14 protein-coding genes are annotated in these 16,476 nt (G+C 60.0%); 9 read left to right on the top strand and 5 right to left on the bottom strand.

Features of this window, described 5'->3' with window-relative positions:
* Positions 1 to 11: 11 nt before the first annotated feature.
* The gene (locus IMCC21224_RS12300; RefSeq protein WP_047995606.1) at positions 12 to 800 is read left to right on the top strand and encodes a xanthine dehydrogenase family protein subunit M; all 789 of its coding nucleotides are present in this window, start codon (positions 12 to 14) and stop codon (positions 798 to 800) included.
* Between the two features lie 143 nt (positions 801 to 943).
* On the opposite strand, the gene IMCC21224_RS12295 is transcribed toward IMCC21224_RS12300, so the two are convergent.
* Positions 944 to 2,299 carry an MFS transporter gene (locus IMCC21224_RS12295; RefSeq protein ID WP_047997088.1) on the bottom strand — a complete coding sequence of 452 codons (1,356 nt, stop codon included), beginning with the start codon at positions 2,297 to 2,299 and terminating at the stop codon, positions 944 to 946.
* A gap of 193 nt (positions 2,300 to 2,492) precedes the next feature.
* A complete protein-coding gene (locus IMCC21224_RS12290) occupies positions 2,493 to 3,239 on the bottom strand; it encodes an IclR family transcriptional regulator (protein WP_047995605.1) in 747 nt (248 codons plus the stop codon).
* A 156-nt stretch (positions 3,240 to 3,395) separates the two neighbouring features.
* On the opposite strand from IMCC21224_RS12290, the gene IMCC21224_RS12285 reads away from it, so the two are divergent.
* The 4 genes from IMCC21224_RS12285 (at position 3,396) to IMCC21224_RS12270 (ending at position 6,829) form a co-directional block, all read left to right on the top strand.
* Positions 3,396 to 4,397 carry a hydroxyacid dehydrogenase gene (locus tag IMCC21224_RS12285; protein WP_047995604.1) on the top strand — a complete coding sequence of 334 codons (1,002 nt, stop codon included), beginning with the start codon at positions 3,396 to 3,398 and terminating at the stop codon, positions 4,395 to 4,397.
* A 95-nt stretch (positions 4,398 to 4,492) separates the two neighbouring features.
* Positions 4,493 to 4,813 carry a hypothetical protein gene (locus tag IMCC21224_RS12280; RefSeq protein WP_053078966.1) on the top strand — a complete coding sequence of 107 codons (321 nt, stop codon included), beginning with the start codon at positions 4,493 to 4,495 and terminating at the stop codon, positions 4,811 to 4,813.
* 55 nt (positions 4,814 to 4,868) lie between these two features.
* Positions 4,869 to 5,318, top strand: coding sequence for a tripartite tricarboxylate transporter TctB family protein (locus IMCC21224_RS12275; RefSeq protein ID WP_047995603.1), 450 nt, complete (start codon positions 4,869 to 4,871; stop codon positions 5,316 to 5,318).
* Positions 5,318 to 6,829, top strand: a complete 1,512-nt coding sequence (locus tag IMCC21224_RS12270) for a tripartite tricarboxylate transporter permease (protein ID WP_047997086.1) — start codon at positions 5,318 to 5,320, stop codon at positions 6,827 to 6,829. The genes IMCC21224_RS12275 and IMCC21224_RS12270 overlap by 1 nt, the downstream gene beginning before the upstream one ends.
* Positions 6,830 to 7,086: 257 nt before the next feature.
* On the opposite strand, the gene IMCC21224_RS12265 is transcribed toward IMCC21224_RS12270, so the two are convergent.
* A complete protein-coding gene (locus tag IMCC21224_RS12265; RefSeq protein WP_047995602.1) occupies positions 7,087 to 7,548 on the bottom strand; it encodes a peroxiredoxin in 462 nt (153 codons plus the stop codon).
* 88 nt (positions 7,549 to 7,636) lie between these two features.
* On the opposite strand from IMCC21224_RS12265, the gene IMCC21224_RS12260 reads away from it, so the two are divergent.
* Both IMCC21224_RS12260 and queA read left to right on the top strand, forming a co-directional pair.
* The gene (locus IMCC21224_RS12260; protein ID WP_053078965.1) at positions 7,637 to 10,948 is read left to right on the top strand and encodes an AsmA-like C-terminal region-containing protein; all 3,312 of its coding nucleotides are present in this window, start codon (positions 7,637 to 7,639) and stop codon (positions 10,946 to 10,948) included.
* Positions 10,949 to 10,966: 18 nt separating this feature from the next.
* A complete protein-coding gene (gene queA, locus IMCC21224_RS12255; RefSeq protein WP_047995601.1) occupies positions 10,967 to 12,019 on the top strand; it encodes a tRNA preQ1(34) S-adenosylmethionine ribosyltransferase-isomerase QueA in 1,053 nt (350 codons plus the stop codon).
* A 36-nt stretch (positions 12,020 to 12,055) separates the two neighbouring features.
* Here the strand turns inward: queA and IMCC21224_RS12250 are convergent, their stop codons facing one another.
* Both IMCC21224_RS12250 and IMCC21224_RS12245 read right to left on the bottom strand, forming a co-directional pair.
* Complete coding sequence (locus IMCC21224_RS12250; RefSeq protein WP_047995600.1) at positions 12,056 to 13,369, bottom strand: hypothetical protein; 1,314 nt, start codon at positions 13,367 to 13,369, stop codon at positions 12,056 to 12,058.
* Positions 13,369 to 13,779: a TadE/TadG family type IV pilus assembly protein gene (locus tag IMCC21224_RS12245; RefSeq protein WP_082135197.1), complete on the bottom strand. Its 411-nt coding sequence runs from the start codon at positions 13,777 to 13,779 to the stop codon at positions 13,369 to 13,371. The genes IMCC21224_RS12250 and IMCC21224_RS12245 overlap by 1 nt, the downstream gene beginning before the upstream one ends.
* A 651-nt stretch (positions 13,780 to 14,430) precedes the next feature.
* On the opposite strand from IMCC21224_RS12245, the gene IMCC21224_RS12240 reads away from it, so the two are divergent.
* Both IMCC21224_RS12240 and IMCC21224_RS12235 read left to right on the top strand, forming a co-directional pair.
* Entirely contained in the window at positions 14,431 to 15,723 is a 1,293-nt protein-coding gene (locus IMCC21224_RS12240; protein WP_047995598.1) for an MFS transporter, read from the top strand.
* A gap of 157 nt (positions 15,724 to 15,880) precedes the next feature.
* Positions 15,881 to 16,462 carry a DUF924 family protein gene (locus tag IMCC21224_RS12235; RefSeq protein WP_047995597.1) on the top strand — a complete coding sequence of 194 codons (582 nt, stop codon included), beginning with the start codon at positions 15,881 to 15,883 and terminating at the stop codon, positions 16,460 to 16,462.
* The last annotated feature ends 14 nt before the right edge of the window (positions 16,463 to 16,476 follow it).

Below are 16,476 nucleotides of genomic sequence, written 5' to 3'. Positions count from 1 at the left end.
AGAGAGATGAGATGTATAATTTTGAAGTTGTGACCCCGGCAAGCGTCGCCGACGCGGTGGCTGCACTGGCCGAGGACGAAGCGCAGGCGCTTGGGGGGGGGCAAACGCTGATCCCGACATTGAAACAGCGGCTTGCGGCACCGTCCAAGCTGGTCAGCCTGACTGGCATCGCCGAGATGAAGGGAATCAGCACCGACGATGCCGGGCGGATCTGCATCGGTGGTGGCACGGTTCACGCCGATGTGGCGGCGGGTGTGCCCTCGTATCCGGCGCTTGCCGGGTTGGCGGGCAAAATCGGCGATCCGGCGGTGCGCAACCGTGGCACGATTGGTGGCTCGATCGCCAACAACGATCCGTCGGCCTGCTATCCTTCGGCGGCGCTCGCTTCGAATGCGATTATCGTGACCAACCTGCGCGAAATCGCGGCGGACGACTATTTCCTCGGGATGTTCGAGACGGCGCTGGACGAGGGTGAGATCATCACTCAGGTGAAATTCCCTGTCCCCGAAAAAGCCGCCTATATCAAGTTCGAGCAGCCCGCGTCGCGCTTTTCCCTCGTTGGGGTGTTCCTTGCAAAATATGCTGATGGCGTCCGGGTGGCGATCACCGGTGCGTCGAACAACGGCGTATTCCGCTGGACCGAGGCCGAGGCCGCGCTGTCGGGCAATTTCGCAGCCTCTGCGTTGGAAGGACTGAGCGCATCTGCGGACGACATGATTGCGGATCTGCATGGCACAGCAGCATACCGGGCGCATCTGGTGGCAGTGCTGACAAAACGTGCGGTGATTGCAGCCGTCTGATCTGACCAAATGTTCCTGACGCCCCCGGCCAGAGATGGCTGGGGGCGTTTGTGTTTCCTGTGAGTGTGTCTCGTCGCCAAAAGATCACATTACCGCATTTCGAAATGTCACCGTCGATCCGTTCTGGTGTGGCCCGCGCCTTATCAGGCTGACATCGAAATCGGCCCGCGCCTCAGAGCGCTGACCACCGCCCCGACGGCCGAAAATCCGCAAGCAATCACAAGAGCCATGATCGTCGCGTCGGTGGCAAAACGGGACAGAGCCAAAGTGGCCAGCGCCGTACCAAGCGCCTGCCCAATCAACCGGGCCAGTGCCTGCGCGCCACCGGCGGCACCTGACCGCCCGGAAGGGGCAGAGCCAAGTATGGTGCGGTTGTTTGGCGTCTGGAATAAAGCAAAGCCAACTCCGCATAATCCAAGCCGCCAGGCGATTTCCAGCGCACCAACGTCGCTGGACTGAGCCGCAAGCATCCCCAGCCCAATCGCGAGAGTGCCGAGTCCGAAACACCCGATGAGTCCGGGGGGCAAGCGGTCGGACAGCATTCCGCTGATTGGCGCGGTGCAGACGATGGCCAATGGCCAGGCTCCCAGGACAGCTCCCGCTTGAAAAACGCTGAAGCCAAGGGTGTCTTGCAGATGAAACGGCAGCGAAACATAGGCAATCATCTGTGCGCAGAATGCACAGAGCGACGCCGTAACCGACAAGGCAAATATGGGGATTCGCAACAGGTCGAGCGGCAGAAGCGGGTTCTGCTTGTCGCGAAGCCGCCAATACAGCACCAACCCTGCGCCAATTCCCAGAACGAATAGCCCCACGAACAACGGACGGCTCATTTGATGTCCGATGGCGCTCACACCCAACAAGAGACAGCCAAACGTCAGCGCACTTAAACCCGCACTTGGAAAATCGAAAGGGCGTCTGGGATTGTCGGTTTCGGGAAGACTGAAAAAACCTATGACGGTCGCCAGCGCGCCAAGGCCAAAGCTCAGCGCAAAGATCCAGTGCCAGGGTCCAAGCGTCAGCAGCGCCCCTGCCAGAGTTGGTCCGATACTGGCAGCGACCGCGACGGACATGGCCATCAATCCCATGGCGCGCCCCAAATACTGGGCGGGGACCGTTGACCGTAGCAGCGAAAAGTTGAGGCTCATGATTGACGCTGCGGCAAGCCCTTGAATTGCGCGGAAAAACAGCAGCCAGCCGAAACTGGGCGCAAGCGCCGACAGACCGGCCATCACAGTAAAGGTCGCCAGACCGAACAGATAGACCCGTCGCAGACCCAGAATGTCACCCAACGCAGCCATCGACAGCATACTGGCCACGACAACCAGTTGGTAGACGTTGACGACCCACAGCGCCGTTGCCGATTGCAGGCCAAACTGATCCGCTAGCGTTGGCAGAGCGATGCTGATCGCAGCTCCATCTATAGCTGTCGTGCTGACTGAAATCAGGAGTGTTGCAAAGGCGAAAAATCTGCGCTGCTGCGATGGCGCGCTCTTCATATGCGACGGCTTCATAGGGACTTGTGGCTCCGCGGATGACAGAGCATATCGCCCAAAGCAGGTTTCAGAATTTCGAATTGCCTCAGGGGTTTATTGACGTTTGATGGCCCGAAACTCTCGGGCTGCATGGAATGGTGCGTGACAGAGCCAGTCGGACCGCTGGCCGGACATAGTGCGCCTGTCGACCCAAGTATCAACACGCGTCAGGCGATGATGCAGGATTAATATCAGCGTCGGTTGCGTAAAATTCGGGGTTGCCGCCAAGCGCGAGCGTCAGTTGGGCACCGGCTGCGCGCAATGCCTTGAGGTGGGCACCAACCGCATCCAGCGTGAACCGGTTGGGCGGGCCCGTCAATGCGAGTGCCCCGAACAGGGCGCCACCATTTTCGAACAGCGGCAGCGCCACACTTGCGACCTGTGGGTCGCGTTCGCCAAAGGTGTTATAATACCCCTTTCGGCGAATATCGTCGTAGGGTTCGCCGGGTTCGCCGCTGAACGCCAGGATGATCCGGCCCGGTCCGCCCTGATCCAGTGGCAGCAACGATCCGACGCGGACATGATGGCGGATGGATTGTTCGGAATCGTGGCGAAACAGGCAGACGCGGTGATCGTTTTCGCGCACATACAGCGCCGCACTTTCTCCGGTTGTTCTGGCCAGCAACGCCAGCTGCGGCATGGCGACATCGCGGATGTTGAAATTGGACTGGTAGAACGTCCCCAACCGAATAAGCGCAGGCCCCAGCCGCCAGGTACTGTCGACGTTCTGGACAAGGAAATGCCGGTTGGCCAGGGTGCGGGCAATCCTGAGCGCGGTGGCTTTGTCGAGTTCGGTGCGACGTGCAAGTTCGGCAAGACTAAGAGCGCCGTCTTGCTCTTCAAACGATAGCATGATCGACAGGGCCCGCTCGACCGCTGAGACACTTTCTGGCCGTTTTGCCATGGGATGTTCCTTTTGACTTTGCGAATATAATAAAACGCTGTTTCGATCTATGCAACGGTGACAGTCCTTGGTATACGACATTCGCAGAGAGCTGGGCCGTAAACGAGGGTGTTTGACAACAGACCCGTGTCATGCGGCGCAGGGGGAGAGCAAAGTATGTCAGGCAAGGTCGTCCTGGTAACGGGGCATCAGTTGTACGACGAGGCCAGGGCCTTGCTGGACGCCAACGGGATCGACATCGTTTATTCGGAAGAGCGTATTGATAGCGCTGAACTGGCTGCAATTGCTGCGCAGCATCGTGTGGATGGCATCATTGTCCGACAGGGCGTGATCGACGATACGGTCATGGCGGCGTCCGATCGTCTGGTGGTTTTGTCCCGGCACGGCGTAGGGGTCGATCTGATCGATCTGGAGGCAGCAACGCGTCGCGGGCTTCCTGTGCTCAAGGCCACTGGCGCCAATGCCAGTTCCGCCGCAGAGCACACCATTGGGTTGATCTACGCGTTGATCAAAGATTTCTTTGCGCTGGACCGGTCTGTGCGTCAGGGGCATTGGGGAAAACACGGCCATATAGGGCGTGAAATCGCCGGTTTGAGGTTGGGATTGATCGGTTGCGGCGCGATTGGTTCCATCGTCGCGCGCACGGCCACGAGATTGGGAATGCAGGTACAGGTCTTTGACCCGGCAACCGCTGTGCCAGATGGGATCGGCCGCACCAGCAGCCTTGATGAGCTGCTGACGACCAGCGAGGTGGTCAGTCTGCACTGTCCGCTCACGGCGCAGAATATGCATATGATGAATGCCGATACCCTTTGGCGGATGCCACGCGGGGCGTTTTTAATCAACACTGCCCGTGGCGGGCTGGTGGAAGAAGACGCGCTGATCGCGGGGTTGCAATCGGGGCATCTGGGCGGCGCGGCGCTGGATTGTTATGCGCAGGAACCCCCGCCCCAACATCACCCACTGTGGCAAATGTCGAACGTCATCCTGACGCCGCATATCGCAGGGGCAGGCCGCAGCGGCATGAAAGCCATGGCCATGACCAGTGTAAAGAACGTGCTCGACACCTTTGCCGGTCATCCGCTGCGGCGCGAGGTTTTGGCCAACCCAGCCGTCGTGGGGGGGCCTTTGGTGTCGCCGGCGATCAAATTCGAATAAGAGATATGGAGCATGGTGCGGTGATCGGATTAAGAGTTCGGCAGCGAAAGCGAAAAGTTGCTAAGGAATGGGTAGACGCGTTTCATGGTCTGCCGGTGGCCAATATCAGTGACTCGATGCATCGGTTGTTCGCAGGGGGAAGCAGCCTGCGCCCGTTGCACCAGTCAGGCTATATGTGCGGCCCTGCGCTGACCGTGCGTACACGTCCCGGTGACAACCTGTTTCTGCACAAGGCACTGGATATGGCCGAGCCGGGCGACGTCATCGTCGTCGACGGCGGAGGCGAACTGAGCAACGCGCTGATCGTCAAACGTGATGCAGAGGCGGCACAGATGGCCCGGATTGCAGATGGCAGCAATGACAGGACCTGGGTCGATTCCGTCCTAAAGGCGCGCGGCTGCGCCATCGAAGAATAAGGCATTTCCCCGCGATTGGGGTGGCTGAGAAAAATGACAACTGAGGGAGGATAAGATGGGGCGGGTCGACACTTGTGACATCATTGCCGGCATATTGATTTGCGCAACCGGACTGTTCTTCACCGTCTATTCGGTGATGAACTATGATCTTGGCACGATCAAACGCATGGGAACCGGGATGTTTCCGTTTGGCGTCGGCCTTGTTCTGGCGGTGCTTGGTTTGTTGATCATGGCACCAGCGTTCTACCGGCGCGGCACCTTACCCGAGGTGGATGCCAGATCGCTGATCATGGTTCTGCTGAGCATCGCCGCATTTGCGCTATTGGTTGTGCCGACCGGGCTTGTCCCGGCGATTTTCGCGACGACGATCCTGTCGTCGTTTGCCGAACGCAAGGTCAGCCTGAAAAGCCTGGCAGGCTTGTGCCTCTTTCTGAGTACGCTGGCCTATATGGTGTTCAGGATCGGCCTTGATCTGCCCTTGTCGATGTTCAAGTGGCCGTTCTGATGGATTTTTTGGCGAATATCTCAATCGGGCTTGAGACGGCGATGTCCGTCACGAACCTGAGCTATTGCTTTCTTGGTGTGTTTCTCGGGACGCTGATCGGGGTCATTCCGGGGATCGGATCGCTTGCCGCGATCTCGATGTTGTTTCCTCTGACATTCCATCTTGAGCCGACGACCGCGCTGATCATGCTGGCCGGGATCTGGTACGGAAGCTCTTATGGTGGCAACACCGCGTCCATCCTGCTGAACATTCCCGGCACAACGTCGAGTGCGGTTACCTGTCTGGATGGCTATCCGATGACCCGGCAGGGGCGCGGAGGAGTGGCGCTGCTGATGACCACGCTGGCGTCGTTTGTGGGTGGAACCATCGGGATCATCCTGCTGATGATCTTTTCCCCGACAATCGCGCATTATGCGCTCCAGTTCGGATCATCGGAATATTTTGCGCTGATGCTGATGGGCCTTGTGGCGGCGTCAACCATCACGGCGGGGTCACCGGCCAAAGGGCTTGCCATGGTGGTTCTGGGGGTCGCCTTTGGTATTGTCGGCACTGACATCTATTCGGGCGTGCCACGATTTACGTTTGGCACGATGGAGTTGATGGATGGGCTTAGCCTGGTTGCGCTGGCGATGGGCCTGTTCGGCGTGACCGAAGTCATCTACAGCATCGGCAAGGTCGACATGACCAGCATCGACCGCAAAAGCGTCAGTCTGCGCGCAATGACGCCGACCAAGGAAGATTTGAAAACCTCTGTCATGCCGATTATACGCGGGACCGGCATTGGCTCGTTCTTTGGGACTTTGCCGGGGACAGGGCCGTCGATTGCGGCTTTCATGGCCTATGCCATCGAAAAGCAAGTAGCCAAGGACCCGTCACGCTTTGGCAAAGGGGCGATGGAGGGGATCTGCGCTCCCGAGGCTGCGAATAATGCGGCGGATCAGACCGCCTTTATTCCGACGCTCACCCTGGGCATTCCGGGCAGTGCATCCATGGCAATCATGTTGGGTGCGCTGATGATTCATGGCATCAATCCGGGGCCTGGTCTGATGACCGACCATCCGGATCTGTTCTGGGGTCTGGTGATGAGTTTCTGGATCGGGAATCTGTTGCTGATCCTTCTGAACGTTCCGATGATCGGCCTATGGGTTCGGCTGCTGCTTGTTCCGTACCATCTGCTGTTTCCGGCTGTCCTGATGTTCATCTGCATCGGTACCTACACGGTTCACAACAGTGCGGCGGATATCTGGATGGTCGCGTTCTTCGGCGCGCTTGGCTATCTGATGCGCTTCTTGTCGCTGCCGCCGGCACCGCTCTTGCTCGGGTTCGTTTTGGGGCCGTTGATGGAGGAGCACTTCCGCCGCGCCATGCTGCTGTCACGTGGGGATTTCATGACCTTCTTTGACCGGCCCATCAGTTGTGTGGTCATGATCATCACCGGGATGCTGTTGGTCTGGACTGTCTGGTCGACGTTCAAGGCGCGCAAGGGGTACCGAACCGCCGCCGCCAAGTAAGGCCTGTCCTTTGGCCACTGTACAGGATGCAGTGGTCGGGAGCGCCCCGTTGTTAGGACAAACGTGCTAGGGACATCCACACCGCCGCGCCGTCCTTGCCATGGATGGCAACTGACACCTGGCTTGTTGGTACGATTGGCCGAACCACGCGCTGGGATTTACCCTATTTGCGCCAGCCAGGCGGCGGTACGACTGCGCAAAACGCCCGTCTGGGCGTGGCCCGCAGCCCCGGAACGACCGCCCGGCCAGTGTCGTGGCTATCGCGCGCGGGCGGCGTCCAGAACCGCCTGAGCATGGCCGGGCACTTTGACTTTGGGCCAGCTTTGCGCGATCCGACCGCTGCCGTCGATCAGGAACGTGCTGCGTTCAATTCCCATAAAGGTTTTGCCGTACATCGACTTTTCCTTCCAGACGCCAAAGCGTTCGCAGACATCGCCGTGTTCGTCCGACAGCAGCGGCACCAGCAGCGCCTTTTTGGTCATGAACTTGTCATGGCTGGCGATGCTGTCCTTTGAAATACCAAAGACTTTGACCCCCAGCGCCTCGAATTCGGGCAGAAGGGCGGTGAATTCCTCGTTCTCTTTGGTGCAGCCAGAGGTGTCGTCGCGGGGATAAAAGAACAGCACGACCGGGGCCGGACGCAGGGCTGACAGCGTCACTTCGATACCGCCGGTCACGGGCAACGTAAAATCGGGGGCTATTTCAATCGGTTCGGGCACGGGTGTCTCCTTGGATGGGAATTTTCATGGGCGGCGTTTCATACTAGAAGGAAGTGAGCAACTTTAAAGCGCAGAGGTACGATTTTCAGTGAGCGACGCTCAGATCCCCGAAAAAGCAGCCCCCAAGGGGACGAGTCCGCGTCGCCGTGGGCGCCGGGCAGGGGTGTGGGTGCTGCTGTCCTTCACCGCCTTTGTCATTGCCGCAGGCGTTCTGGGTTGGGCCGCAATGGGGCGTGCGGTCATGGCACCGCAATGGCTGCACAGCCGAATTGAGGCGCGGATTGCTGACGCCGTGCCAGGGCTGCGGATCACCTTTGGAGCACTGGGGGTCGAGTTGGACCGCAGCGGGCTGGCAACGCTGTCGCTGCGCGATGTGGACGTGGCGACGGATACCGGAGCACCGGTTGTTGCGCTGACCGATCTAGAGGCTGGTCTGTCGCTGCGCGCGCTGGCGCGCGGTCAGCTGGCATTGCGGCGGGTGCTGCTGAACGGTGCATTCCTGTCGGTGCAGCGGGACCGCGATGGCCGGGTGCTGCTGGATCTGGGGCCAGCGTTCCGAAATGCGGGCAATGCGCCGGACCTGCCCGCGCTGATCGCGCGCATCGACACGCTCAGCGCCGATCCGATGCTTGCCGGTCTTGAGAGCCTTGAGGTCGAGGCCTTGACACTACGCTATGACGATGCGCGTGCGGGGCGTGGCTGGACCGCGGATGGCGGGCGGCTGCGGTTGGCGCGCGAGGGTGGCGCGCTGCGACTTTCTGGGGATCTTGCGGTCTTGGGGCGGGGTGGTACCGCCGCCACGCTTGAGGTCAACGCAGAGAGCCCGATTGGCCGCAGCGATGTGGTTTTTGGCCTTGTGCTACGCGATCTGTGGTCACATGACATCGCCTCGCAAAGCCCGGCTCTGGCGTTTCTGGATGCGCTTGAGGCGCCGATTTCTGGCGCCTTGCGGGGGGGGATTGACGCGCAGGGTCAGCTCGGCGAACTAAGCGCCACGTTGCAGATCAGCGCTGGTGTCCTGCGCCCCAACAGGCGCACCCGGCCGGTGCCGTTCACCAGCGCGCGGACCTATTTCCGCTACGCGCCCGCCACCGGCACCCTGACCTTTGACGAGCTGTCGGTGGACAGCGCGCTGGGGACGGCGGTGGCCGAAGGGCGGGCGCAGCTGCTGGGATTGGAAACCGGCTGGCCACATGCGTTACTGGGCCAATTTCGCGTGTCGCGTTTGACTGCTGATCCCGGAAAACTCTTTTCGACGCCGATCGAAGTGGCGCAGGCCGAAGTTGACCTCAAGCTGGATCTGGCACCATTCCATCTGTCGGTCGGTCGGCTGCGGATCGAGGGACCAAGTGAACCCCTGTACCTGAGTGGTACGGCTGAGGCAGCCGAGGATGGCTGGCGCGTGGCGCTGGACGGGCATATGGCGACGACCAGCGCCGATGAAGTGATCGGCTATTGGCCGCCGGGTGTTGCGCCAAAAACCCGCGACTGGGTAACCAAGAACGTTCTTGCAGGGCAGGCGCGGGATGTGCAGGTGGCATTGCGGGCGGAACCGGGCGTGCGTCCGCAGCTCTATCTGGATTTTGCGTTCGACGGTGCTCAGGTACGCTACGCCCGAACCCTGCCAGTGGTCGAGGATGGCTCGGGCCAGCTCACGCTGATCGGCAATCGGCTGTCGGTGATACTGGATCACGGTCATCTGACGCCGATTCAGGGGGGGCAGATTGCAGCGGCCGGGTCGAGTTTTGTAATTCCGGACACCCGGATCAAACCGCCGCAGGGCCGGGTCGAAGTTGCGGCCCAAAGCACAATCGAGGCCGTGTTGTCGCTGCTGAATTCCGAACCGCTAAACATCATGCAAAAGGCTGCCAAACCGGTCGCACTGGCTGATGGTCATGCAGCGGTACGCGGCTGGCTGGAATTACCGCTGAAAAAGGGCGTGCGTCTGCCCGATATGGATTTTGACTTGTCCGCCACTCTGGCAGGCGTGCGCAGCGAAATCATCGTGCCGGGCAAGGTACTTGAGGCGCAGGCGCTCGCAGTTTCGGTGCAGCCCGGTTTGGTACGCGTCGAGGGTAAAGCGACGTTGCAGGGTGTGCCGGTGCAGGGCAGCTGGTCGATGCCACTGGGCCAACCGGGGGCGGGTAGCGTGGTTGATGGGGTCGCAACCCTGTCTCAAAGCGGCGCACAGGCATTGGGGATTGCCCTGCCGGACGGGTTGGTCACCGGTTCGGGCCCGGCGCAGGTGCGGATCGATCTGTCCAAGGGGGCGCCGCCACGTTTTGGACTGACCTCGGATCTGGCAGGGCTGGCAATGACCATTGCCCCGATTGGCTGGAGCCTGGGGCGCAACACCAAGGCTCGGCTTGAGGTGTCAGGCACTCTGGGGGTGGTGCCCGATGTGGACCGGCTGCTGCTCGAGGCGCCAGGGCTACGGGCCGAGGGGCGGGTGATGCTGCGCAGCGACAGAACGCTCGACCGGGTCGAGTTTTCGCGCGTACGCGTCGGCGATTGGCTGGATGCACCGGTTACGCTGACTGGACGGGGCGCTGGGGCAACCCCCGGTGTGACGATCCGGGGTGGCCGCGTGGATCTGCGCCGTGCGCCCTTTGGTCAGGGCCGTGGCAGCGGTGGCACCGCGGGCGCTGGCGCGCCGGTGACGCTGGCGCTCGAGCAGTTGCAGGTGTCGAGCGGTATCACACTGGACCGGTTTCGCGGCGATTTCACGACGCGGGGCGGCTTTCAGGGCAACTTTACCGCGGCCCTTGGGCAGGCACCGATCCGGGGGCAGGTGTTGCCCCAGAACGGGCGCAGTGCGTTCCGCATTGCATCGGATGACGCAGGCGAGGTGCTGCGCGGGGCGGGGTTGCTGAAAACGGTGCAGGGCGGCAGTTTCCTGCTGAATATGACCCCGGTTCGCGGCGCTCCCGGCAATTATGACGGCGCGCTGGATATTCGCGACGTGCGGCTGCGCGACGCGCCGGCCATCGGCGCGCTGTTGGATTCGATCAGCATCGTCGGCTTGCTGGACCAGCTTAGCGGTTCGGGTATCTACTTCGCCGAGGTGGATGCCGATTTTCGCCTGACCCCAGAGCAGGTCATTCTGAAACGTTCGAGCGCCACCGGACCCTCGATGGGGCTGTCGATGGATGGGTATTATACGCTGGCCACCAAGGCGTTGGATATGCAGGGCGTGCTGTCACCGATCTATCTGGTCAACGGTATCGGCGCGCTGTTCACCCGCAAGGGCGAGGGGCTGATCGGTTTCAACTTTAACCTGACCGGAGCGGCCAGCAGTCCACGGGTTGCGGTCAACCCGCTTTCGGTGTTCACACCCGGCATGTTTCGCGAAATCTTTCGCCGCGCACCACCGCAGACGTCGGAGAGTGTGATACAATAGAATGCAACGGGCCACCTGATGAAGCTTGACGATTTTGACTTTGACCTGCCCGAGCGGCTGATCGCCACGCGACCCGCGCGGCCGCGTTCTTCGGCACGGCTGCTGGTGGCGCAGGGGGATGCGATCACCGATGCGGTGGTGACGGATCTGCCCGACTGGCTGCGACCCGGTGACCGGCTGGTGCTTAACGACACTCGTGTGATCCCGGCACGGCTGAACGGTGTGCGGCGGCGCACGGGGGCGGCTGGCGATACCCAAGCGCGGATCGAAGTGACGCTGCTGGAACCAAAGGCGTCGGGCGGTTGGGGCGCACTGCTGAAACCGTTGAAGCGGGTCCGCGACGGCGAAACAATCGTATTCTCGGACGATCTGTCGGCGGTGCTTGAAAGCCGCGAGGACGGTCAGGGCGTGCTTCGCTTTAACCTGTCAGGCGATGATTTTGACGCGGCACTGGCGCAGGCCGGTGCGATGCCGCTGCCGCCCTATATCGCCGCGAAGCGCCCAGCGGACGAACAGGACAAGGATGATTACCAGACAGTCTGGGCGCGCCATGCGGGTGCTGTCGCAGCCCCCACCGCGTCACTGCATTTCGATGCGGCCCTGCTGGACGCGCTGGCCGCGCGGGGTGTCACCTTTAGTCATGTCACTCTGCACGTGGGCGCAGGCACCTTTCTGCCGGTCAAGGTCGAGGATGTGACCACCCACAAGATGCATGCCGAATGGGGCGAAGTGTCCGAAGCCGCCGCTGCCGAGATCCTAGCCACCCGCGCAGCAGGTGGGCGGATCATTCCCGTCGGCACCACGGCACTACGATTGCTGGAAACAGCAGCACAGCGCACGCCGGGCGGCTTCGGCGCGTGGAGTGGCGAAACGGATATCTTTATCTACCCCGGCTTTCGGTTTACCATGGTGGACGCGTTGATGACCAATTTCCATCTGCCGAAATCCACGCTGATGATGCTGGTTTCTGCATTGATGGGGCGGGCGCGTGTCCGCCAGATCTATGCGCATGCCGTCGCGCAGGATTACCGGTTCTTTTCCTATGGGGATGCCTCTTTGTTGATCCCCTGAGCCGGGTGGGGAGGGCGGATGCCGCCCCCCGCGAGATCAGCGCAATACAATCGTGTCGGAGTGCAGCATGGTTTGTGCATTCAGGCAGATTGGCAGCAATTGCAGGTTGGTCGTTATCTCCGAAATGTCACGCACCAGCGGGTTGACGATACCCCCGAGCAGGCCGACAGTTTCGCTTACCAATGTGCCGGTGGTTTCGACGGTTTCATCCAGAAAGGCACCAAGCGGCGTATCGGTTGAGATCACAGCCGGAATATTGGCCATCGCGGCAAGGTCGACGAACAGCAGGATGCGCACGCCGTTGCCAGGGGCGCAGGGCGGCGAACCGGTCAGGATCGCGTCAGGCCGCAGCGACACCTGATCAAGATCGCGCAGCAGCGACGTGAGGTTCGAGATCACCAGCGATGCCTCCAGTTTCACCTCGCCATCAAACCGCACCGGACATTCCGAGAAAATCGCGGCATTCTGTACCAAGAATCCTTCGCCAAGGCGCAGCACCTCGTTCTCTTCGCAATTGACATAAAAGCTGCCGTTGCTCAGCACCTGAAGATCGTCGAGATCGTTCAATTTGATGTTCTGCGTCGCGGTTCCGATTGCATCGCGCAGGTCCTGCGGTTGCAGTTGCGGGGTCAGCCCGAACAAGTTGGCTGATTGCAAGCCAAGGCTCTGCGTCAGAAGCTGGTTCACCAGCCGATCCGTCGCGCCATTCTTCCAGAACGGTTTGGCGCCGTAGTCTATGTTGGCTTCGGCCAAGAGACAGATCCCAAGAAAAACATCCAGCTCGGACACATCAACCCGTGTCTGTAGCGACAATAATGGGTCGGGGCAGTCCAGTTCTGTGCGCGCACGGATCTCGGCGACAGCGCGGCCTTTGATGTTCCAGGGATCGTACCCGAACAGTTTCACAAACAGCAAAGGTTCGGCTGTGCCGTGCCTTGTGTCACGGTTCAGCGTGACGCGCACCGCTGTCGGCACCGGGGCCAGCGATCTGCCCGCAGTCAGTACCATCGGCACAAAGCTGCCGGTCACGGGATCGATAAATCCCATCTCAAAGCTCTCGTCATGCCAGGCATTTTCGATTTGCGCGTAGCGCAGACCATCCTGCGCGATGCGTTTGGCCACCTGTTTCGGGGTCTCATCACCGGGCAGGGGTTCTGATGCGCGGATCGCGGCGCTGATCGCCGAAGCTTCGGCCGAAGATTGCAGGATTTCCGATACACGCCAGGCGTTGCTGATATCGACCGCGCCGCCACCCAATAAGAGGCATGTGACAGCCAGAAAAAGACTGGTCAGTGTACCGGTTCCGGTGTCATCTCGATAGAACCGCCCGAGGATCTGAGAGGCGCGCATCACTCTGGCTCTTTCAGCATTGAGATTGAGGCAATCATCGTGCCACCGAGGTACCTGCCCACAATCGGAGTCAGCGCAACGTCGGCCATGTTCAGTGATACGGTCGCCACCACTTCGTCGGTGCCGGATTGAACCGATACGATATAGGGTGTGTCGTTGAAGAACAGATTGTCGCGCAGATATCGCTCGGCGTCGTCAGGCCGGACCCTATGTACCGACACTGCGCGGGCGGTGTTGCGCGCCGCATTCCACATGCTGGCGTTGGAGACCATGAGGTGGGAAAAATCGATGACCGCCAACAATGAGGCCAGTATCAGCGGCGTCCAGATTGCCACCTCGACGGATAGGGAACCTGTCTCCTCCTTGCGAAACCTTGCTATGAAGCCACGTGTTGAGAAACCATTTAACATGGGGAACCTCTGAGGTTGGGGGCTAAAATCTTGGGGTGCGACAAACAGCGCGTTCACAATTTTTGCGTGTAGATTGTGATCATATTCGGGCGAAGTTGACAGGTTTTTGCCACAATCGCGCGCCTTATTGCTAATATTATGGTTTCATTGGGAAATATGATAATTTGTAATGAGAATAACTCCAGATATCGGTTTAATCTGAAATAGTGATAAATTCTGATCAGGGTGTGGCGGCAAAAAATGAGCAAAATCAGAGAGGTTGATTAATTTCGAGGTCGGTTTCTGCAAATGATTATCTAGAGGTTAAAGCGCTCTTCCTCAGATTGATTCGACGATAAGTGCCGCTGTGCACCCTCTGTTCCGGCCGAGGCGTTCCGGGCAAATGTCACTGCGCTGCCTCAATTGCCCAATTTAGGCCATTTACGGCTGTTCATTCATGGCGTGTTATTTGACAGCACATGACGCCACGTCATGATCCTCGCCTATATTCTGTGCAGATGAGCCAGAATGTCGCAACCGGCTTGTGGCGTCCGGAACGCTGTGACACTCGGCTGTCGAATGGGTGCGATTCTTGTCGCGTTCGGCTGCGATACGCGGGCAGGTGTTCGCTAGATCTGTACTGTGACCCCAGGTCGGCAAAAGGTTGATATGATGTTCGAAGTCTTCAAGAGTTCCTGGGCGTTGCTGCTGGGCATGTTGCTGTTGATGTTGGGCAATGGCCTGCAAGGCTCGCTTTTGGGCGTGCGCGGCGGGGCGGCGGGTTTTTCCGCGTTTGAAATGTCCATCGTCATGTCGGCGTATTTCGCGGGTTTCCTGTTTGCGTCGCGTATGACGCCTGGCATGATCCGGCGCGTCGGACATGTGCGGGTGTTTGCGGCGCTTGGGTCGTTCATCTCGGCGGTGATCATCCTTTACCCTGCGGTGCAGCATCCAGTGGCCTGGGCGCTGGGGCGGGTGGTGATCGGATTTTGCTTTTGCGGCGTCTATGTCACGGCGGAAAGCTGGCTGAACAACTCGGCCACAAATGAAACGCGCGGACAGACACTGTCGCTTTATATGATCGTGCAGACGCTGGGCATCATTGCGGCGCAGGCGCTGCTGTTGATTCCGGACCCAAGCGGATATCTGCTGTTTGTGATCCCATCGGTCCTCGTGTCGATCGCCTTTGCGCCGATTCTGCTGTCGATCAGCCCGACACCGACCTTTGAAACCACCAAACCGATGAGCCTGCCGAGTCTGTTCAGTACCTCACCTTTGGGCTGTGTCGGCATGTTTCTGCTGGGCGGCGTGTTCGCAGCGCAATTTGGTATGTCGGCGGTCTATGGGACCGAAGCTGGGCTGACCCTGAAGCAGATTTCGATCTTTGTCGCCTCGTTCTATGTTGGCGCTACAGTGCTCCAATATCCGCTGGGCTGGCTGTCGGACCGCATGGACCGCCGCCGTCTGATCACAATGGTGGCCGCGTTGGGTGGCGTCGCGGCGGTTGTAGCTGTGATAATGAACGAGAATTTTACCGTTCTGTTGTGTGCCGCCTTTGTGATTGGTGGCTCTTCAAACCCGCTATATTCGCTGCTCATGGCCTATACCAACGACTTTCTTGGACCCGAGGATATGGCCAGTGCTTCGGCTGGGTTGTTGTTTATCAACGGCTTGGGGGCGATTGCGGGTCCACTGATCACCGGTTGGGTGATGCAGCAGGTTGGCCCCGGCGGGTATTTCATCCTGATTGCGGCGCTTTTGCTGCTGCTGACGGGCTATGCGCTCTGGCGGATGACTCGCCGCGCCGCGCCGCTGACGCAAGAAACAAGCGCCTATGCCACGCTGACCCCGGCGGCGTCGCCGGTCATGGTGGAACTGGCACAGGAATTTGCCATCGACGCCGCCGATGCCCGCGAGGACGACGCGGACGATGCAGGTGCCGACAGGGCGGCCGGGACGGAATGATCCATTCGTTCGTCTGGGCGAGCGATTGGACGGGACAGTAGTGCGCGCCCTATTGACATAAACTACGCCCGGAATGACATGAAACGTGATTGTCCAAACCGGAATTACTCTTTGTAAACTAATTGTAACGGTGAAAATAAGGACGGAGGATAGCCCCATGGTGGCGCCCGAAGATATATTGAGTTTCTGGCTGGACGAGATTGGTCCAGATGGTTGGTACAAGGGGGGCGAGGCGTTGGACGCGCAAGTGCGCGACCGCTTTGAGGCAGCATGGACCGGCGCGATGGAAGGGCGTCACGCGCTGTGGCTGACCTACCCGACGGGTTCGCTGGCCTATATTATCCTGTTGGACCAGTTTCCGCGCAACATGTTCCGGGACACGCCAAAAAGCTTTGCGTCGGACCGCTATGCGCTGGCGGCGGCCAAGCAGGCGATCAGCCGGGGTTGGGATCTCAAGATTGATGAACCGGCGCGGCAGTTCTTTTATATGCCGTTGATGCATTCGGAAAACCTGACCGACCAGGACCGTTGCATCCGTTTGATGAAAGAACGGATGACCCAGACCGGCGACAACAACCTGTTGCACGCCCGCGCACATCGCGAAGTGATCCGACAGTTTGGCCGCTTTCCGACGCGCAATGCCGCCCTTGACCGCTGCCCTACAGCACCGGAAAAAGCCTATGTCGCGGACGGTGGCTATGGCCGCACAGTCCGCGAACTGGTGTCAGCCAAGGGGTGATTGCCGCCCTCCTG

The organism is Puniceibacterium sp. IMCC21224 (assembly GCF_001038505.1).
Taxonomy (GTDB): Bacteria; Pseudomonadota; Alphaproteobacteria; order Rhodobacterales; family Rhodobacteraceae; genus Puniceibacterium.
This window is presented reverse-complemented; position numbering and strand designations above follow the sequence as displayed.

What these genes read in the sequence shown, in the direction of transcription:
- IMCC21224_RS12250 (WP_047995600.1), bottom strand. Translation starts at nt 13,369, where the DNA reads ATGCGCGCCTCTCAGATCCTCGGGCGGTTCTATCGAGATGACACCGGA.
- IMCC21224_RS12270 (WP_047997086.1), top strand. Translation starts at nt 5,318, where the DNA reads ATGGATTTTTTGGCGAATATCTCAATCGGGCTTGAGACGGCGATGTCC.
- IMCC21224_RS12285 (WP_047995604.1), top strand. Translation starts at nt 3,396, where the DNA reads ATGTCAGGCAAGGTCGTCCTGGTAACGGGGCATCAGTTGTACGACGAG.
- IMCC21224_RS12290 (WP_047995605.1), bottom strand. Translation starts at nt 3,239, where the DNA reads ATGGCAAAACGGCCAGAAAGTGTCTCAGCGGTCGAGCGGGCCCTGTCG.
- IMCC21224_RS12275 (WP_047995603.1), top strand. Translation starts at nt 4,869, where the DNA reads ATGGGGCGGGTCGACACTTGTGACATCATTGCCGGCATATTGATTTGC.
- queA (WP_047995601.1), top strand. Translation starts at nt 10,967, where the DNA reads ATGAAGCTTGACGATTTTGACTTTGACCTGCCCGAGCGGCTGATCGCC.
- IMCC21224_RS12245 (WP_082135197.1), bottom strand. Translation starts at nt 13,779, where the DNA reads ATGTTAAATGGTTTCTCAACACGTGGCTTCATAGCAAGGTTTCGCAAG.
- IMCC21224_RS12235 (WP_047995597.1), top strand. Translation starts at nt 15,881, where the DNA reads ATGGTGGCGCCCGAAGATATATTGAGTTTCTGGCTGGACGAGATTGGT.
- IMCC21224_RS12295 (WP_047997088.1), bottom strand. Translation starts at nt 2,299, where the DNA reads ATGAAGAGCGCGCCATCGCAGCAGCGCAGATTTTTCGCCTTTGCAACA.
- IMCC21224_RS12300 (WP_047995606.1), top strand. Translation starts at nt 12, where the DNA reads ATGTATAATTTTGAAGTTGTGACCCCGGCAAGCGTCGCCGACGCGGTG.
- IMCC21224_RS12240 (WP_047995598.1), top strand. Translation starts at nt 14,431, where the DNA reads ATGTTCGAAGTCTTCAAGAGTTCCTGGGCGTTGCTGCTGGGCATGTTG.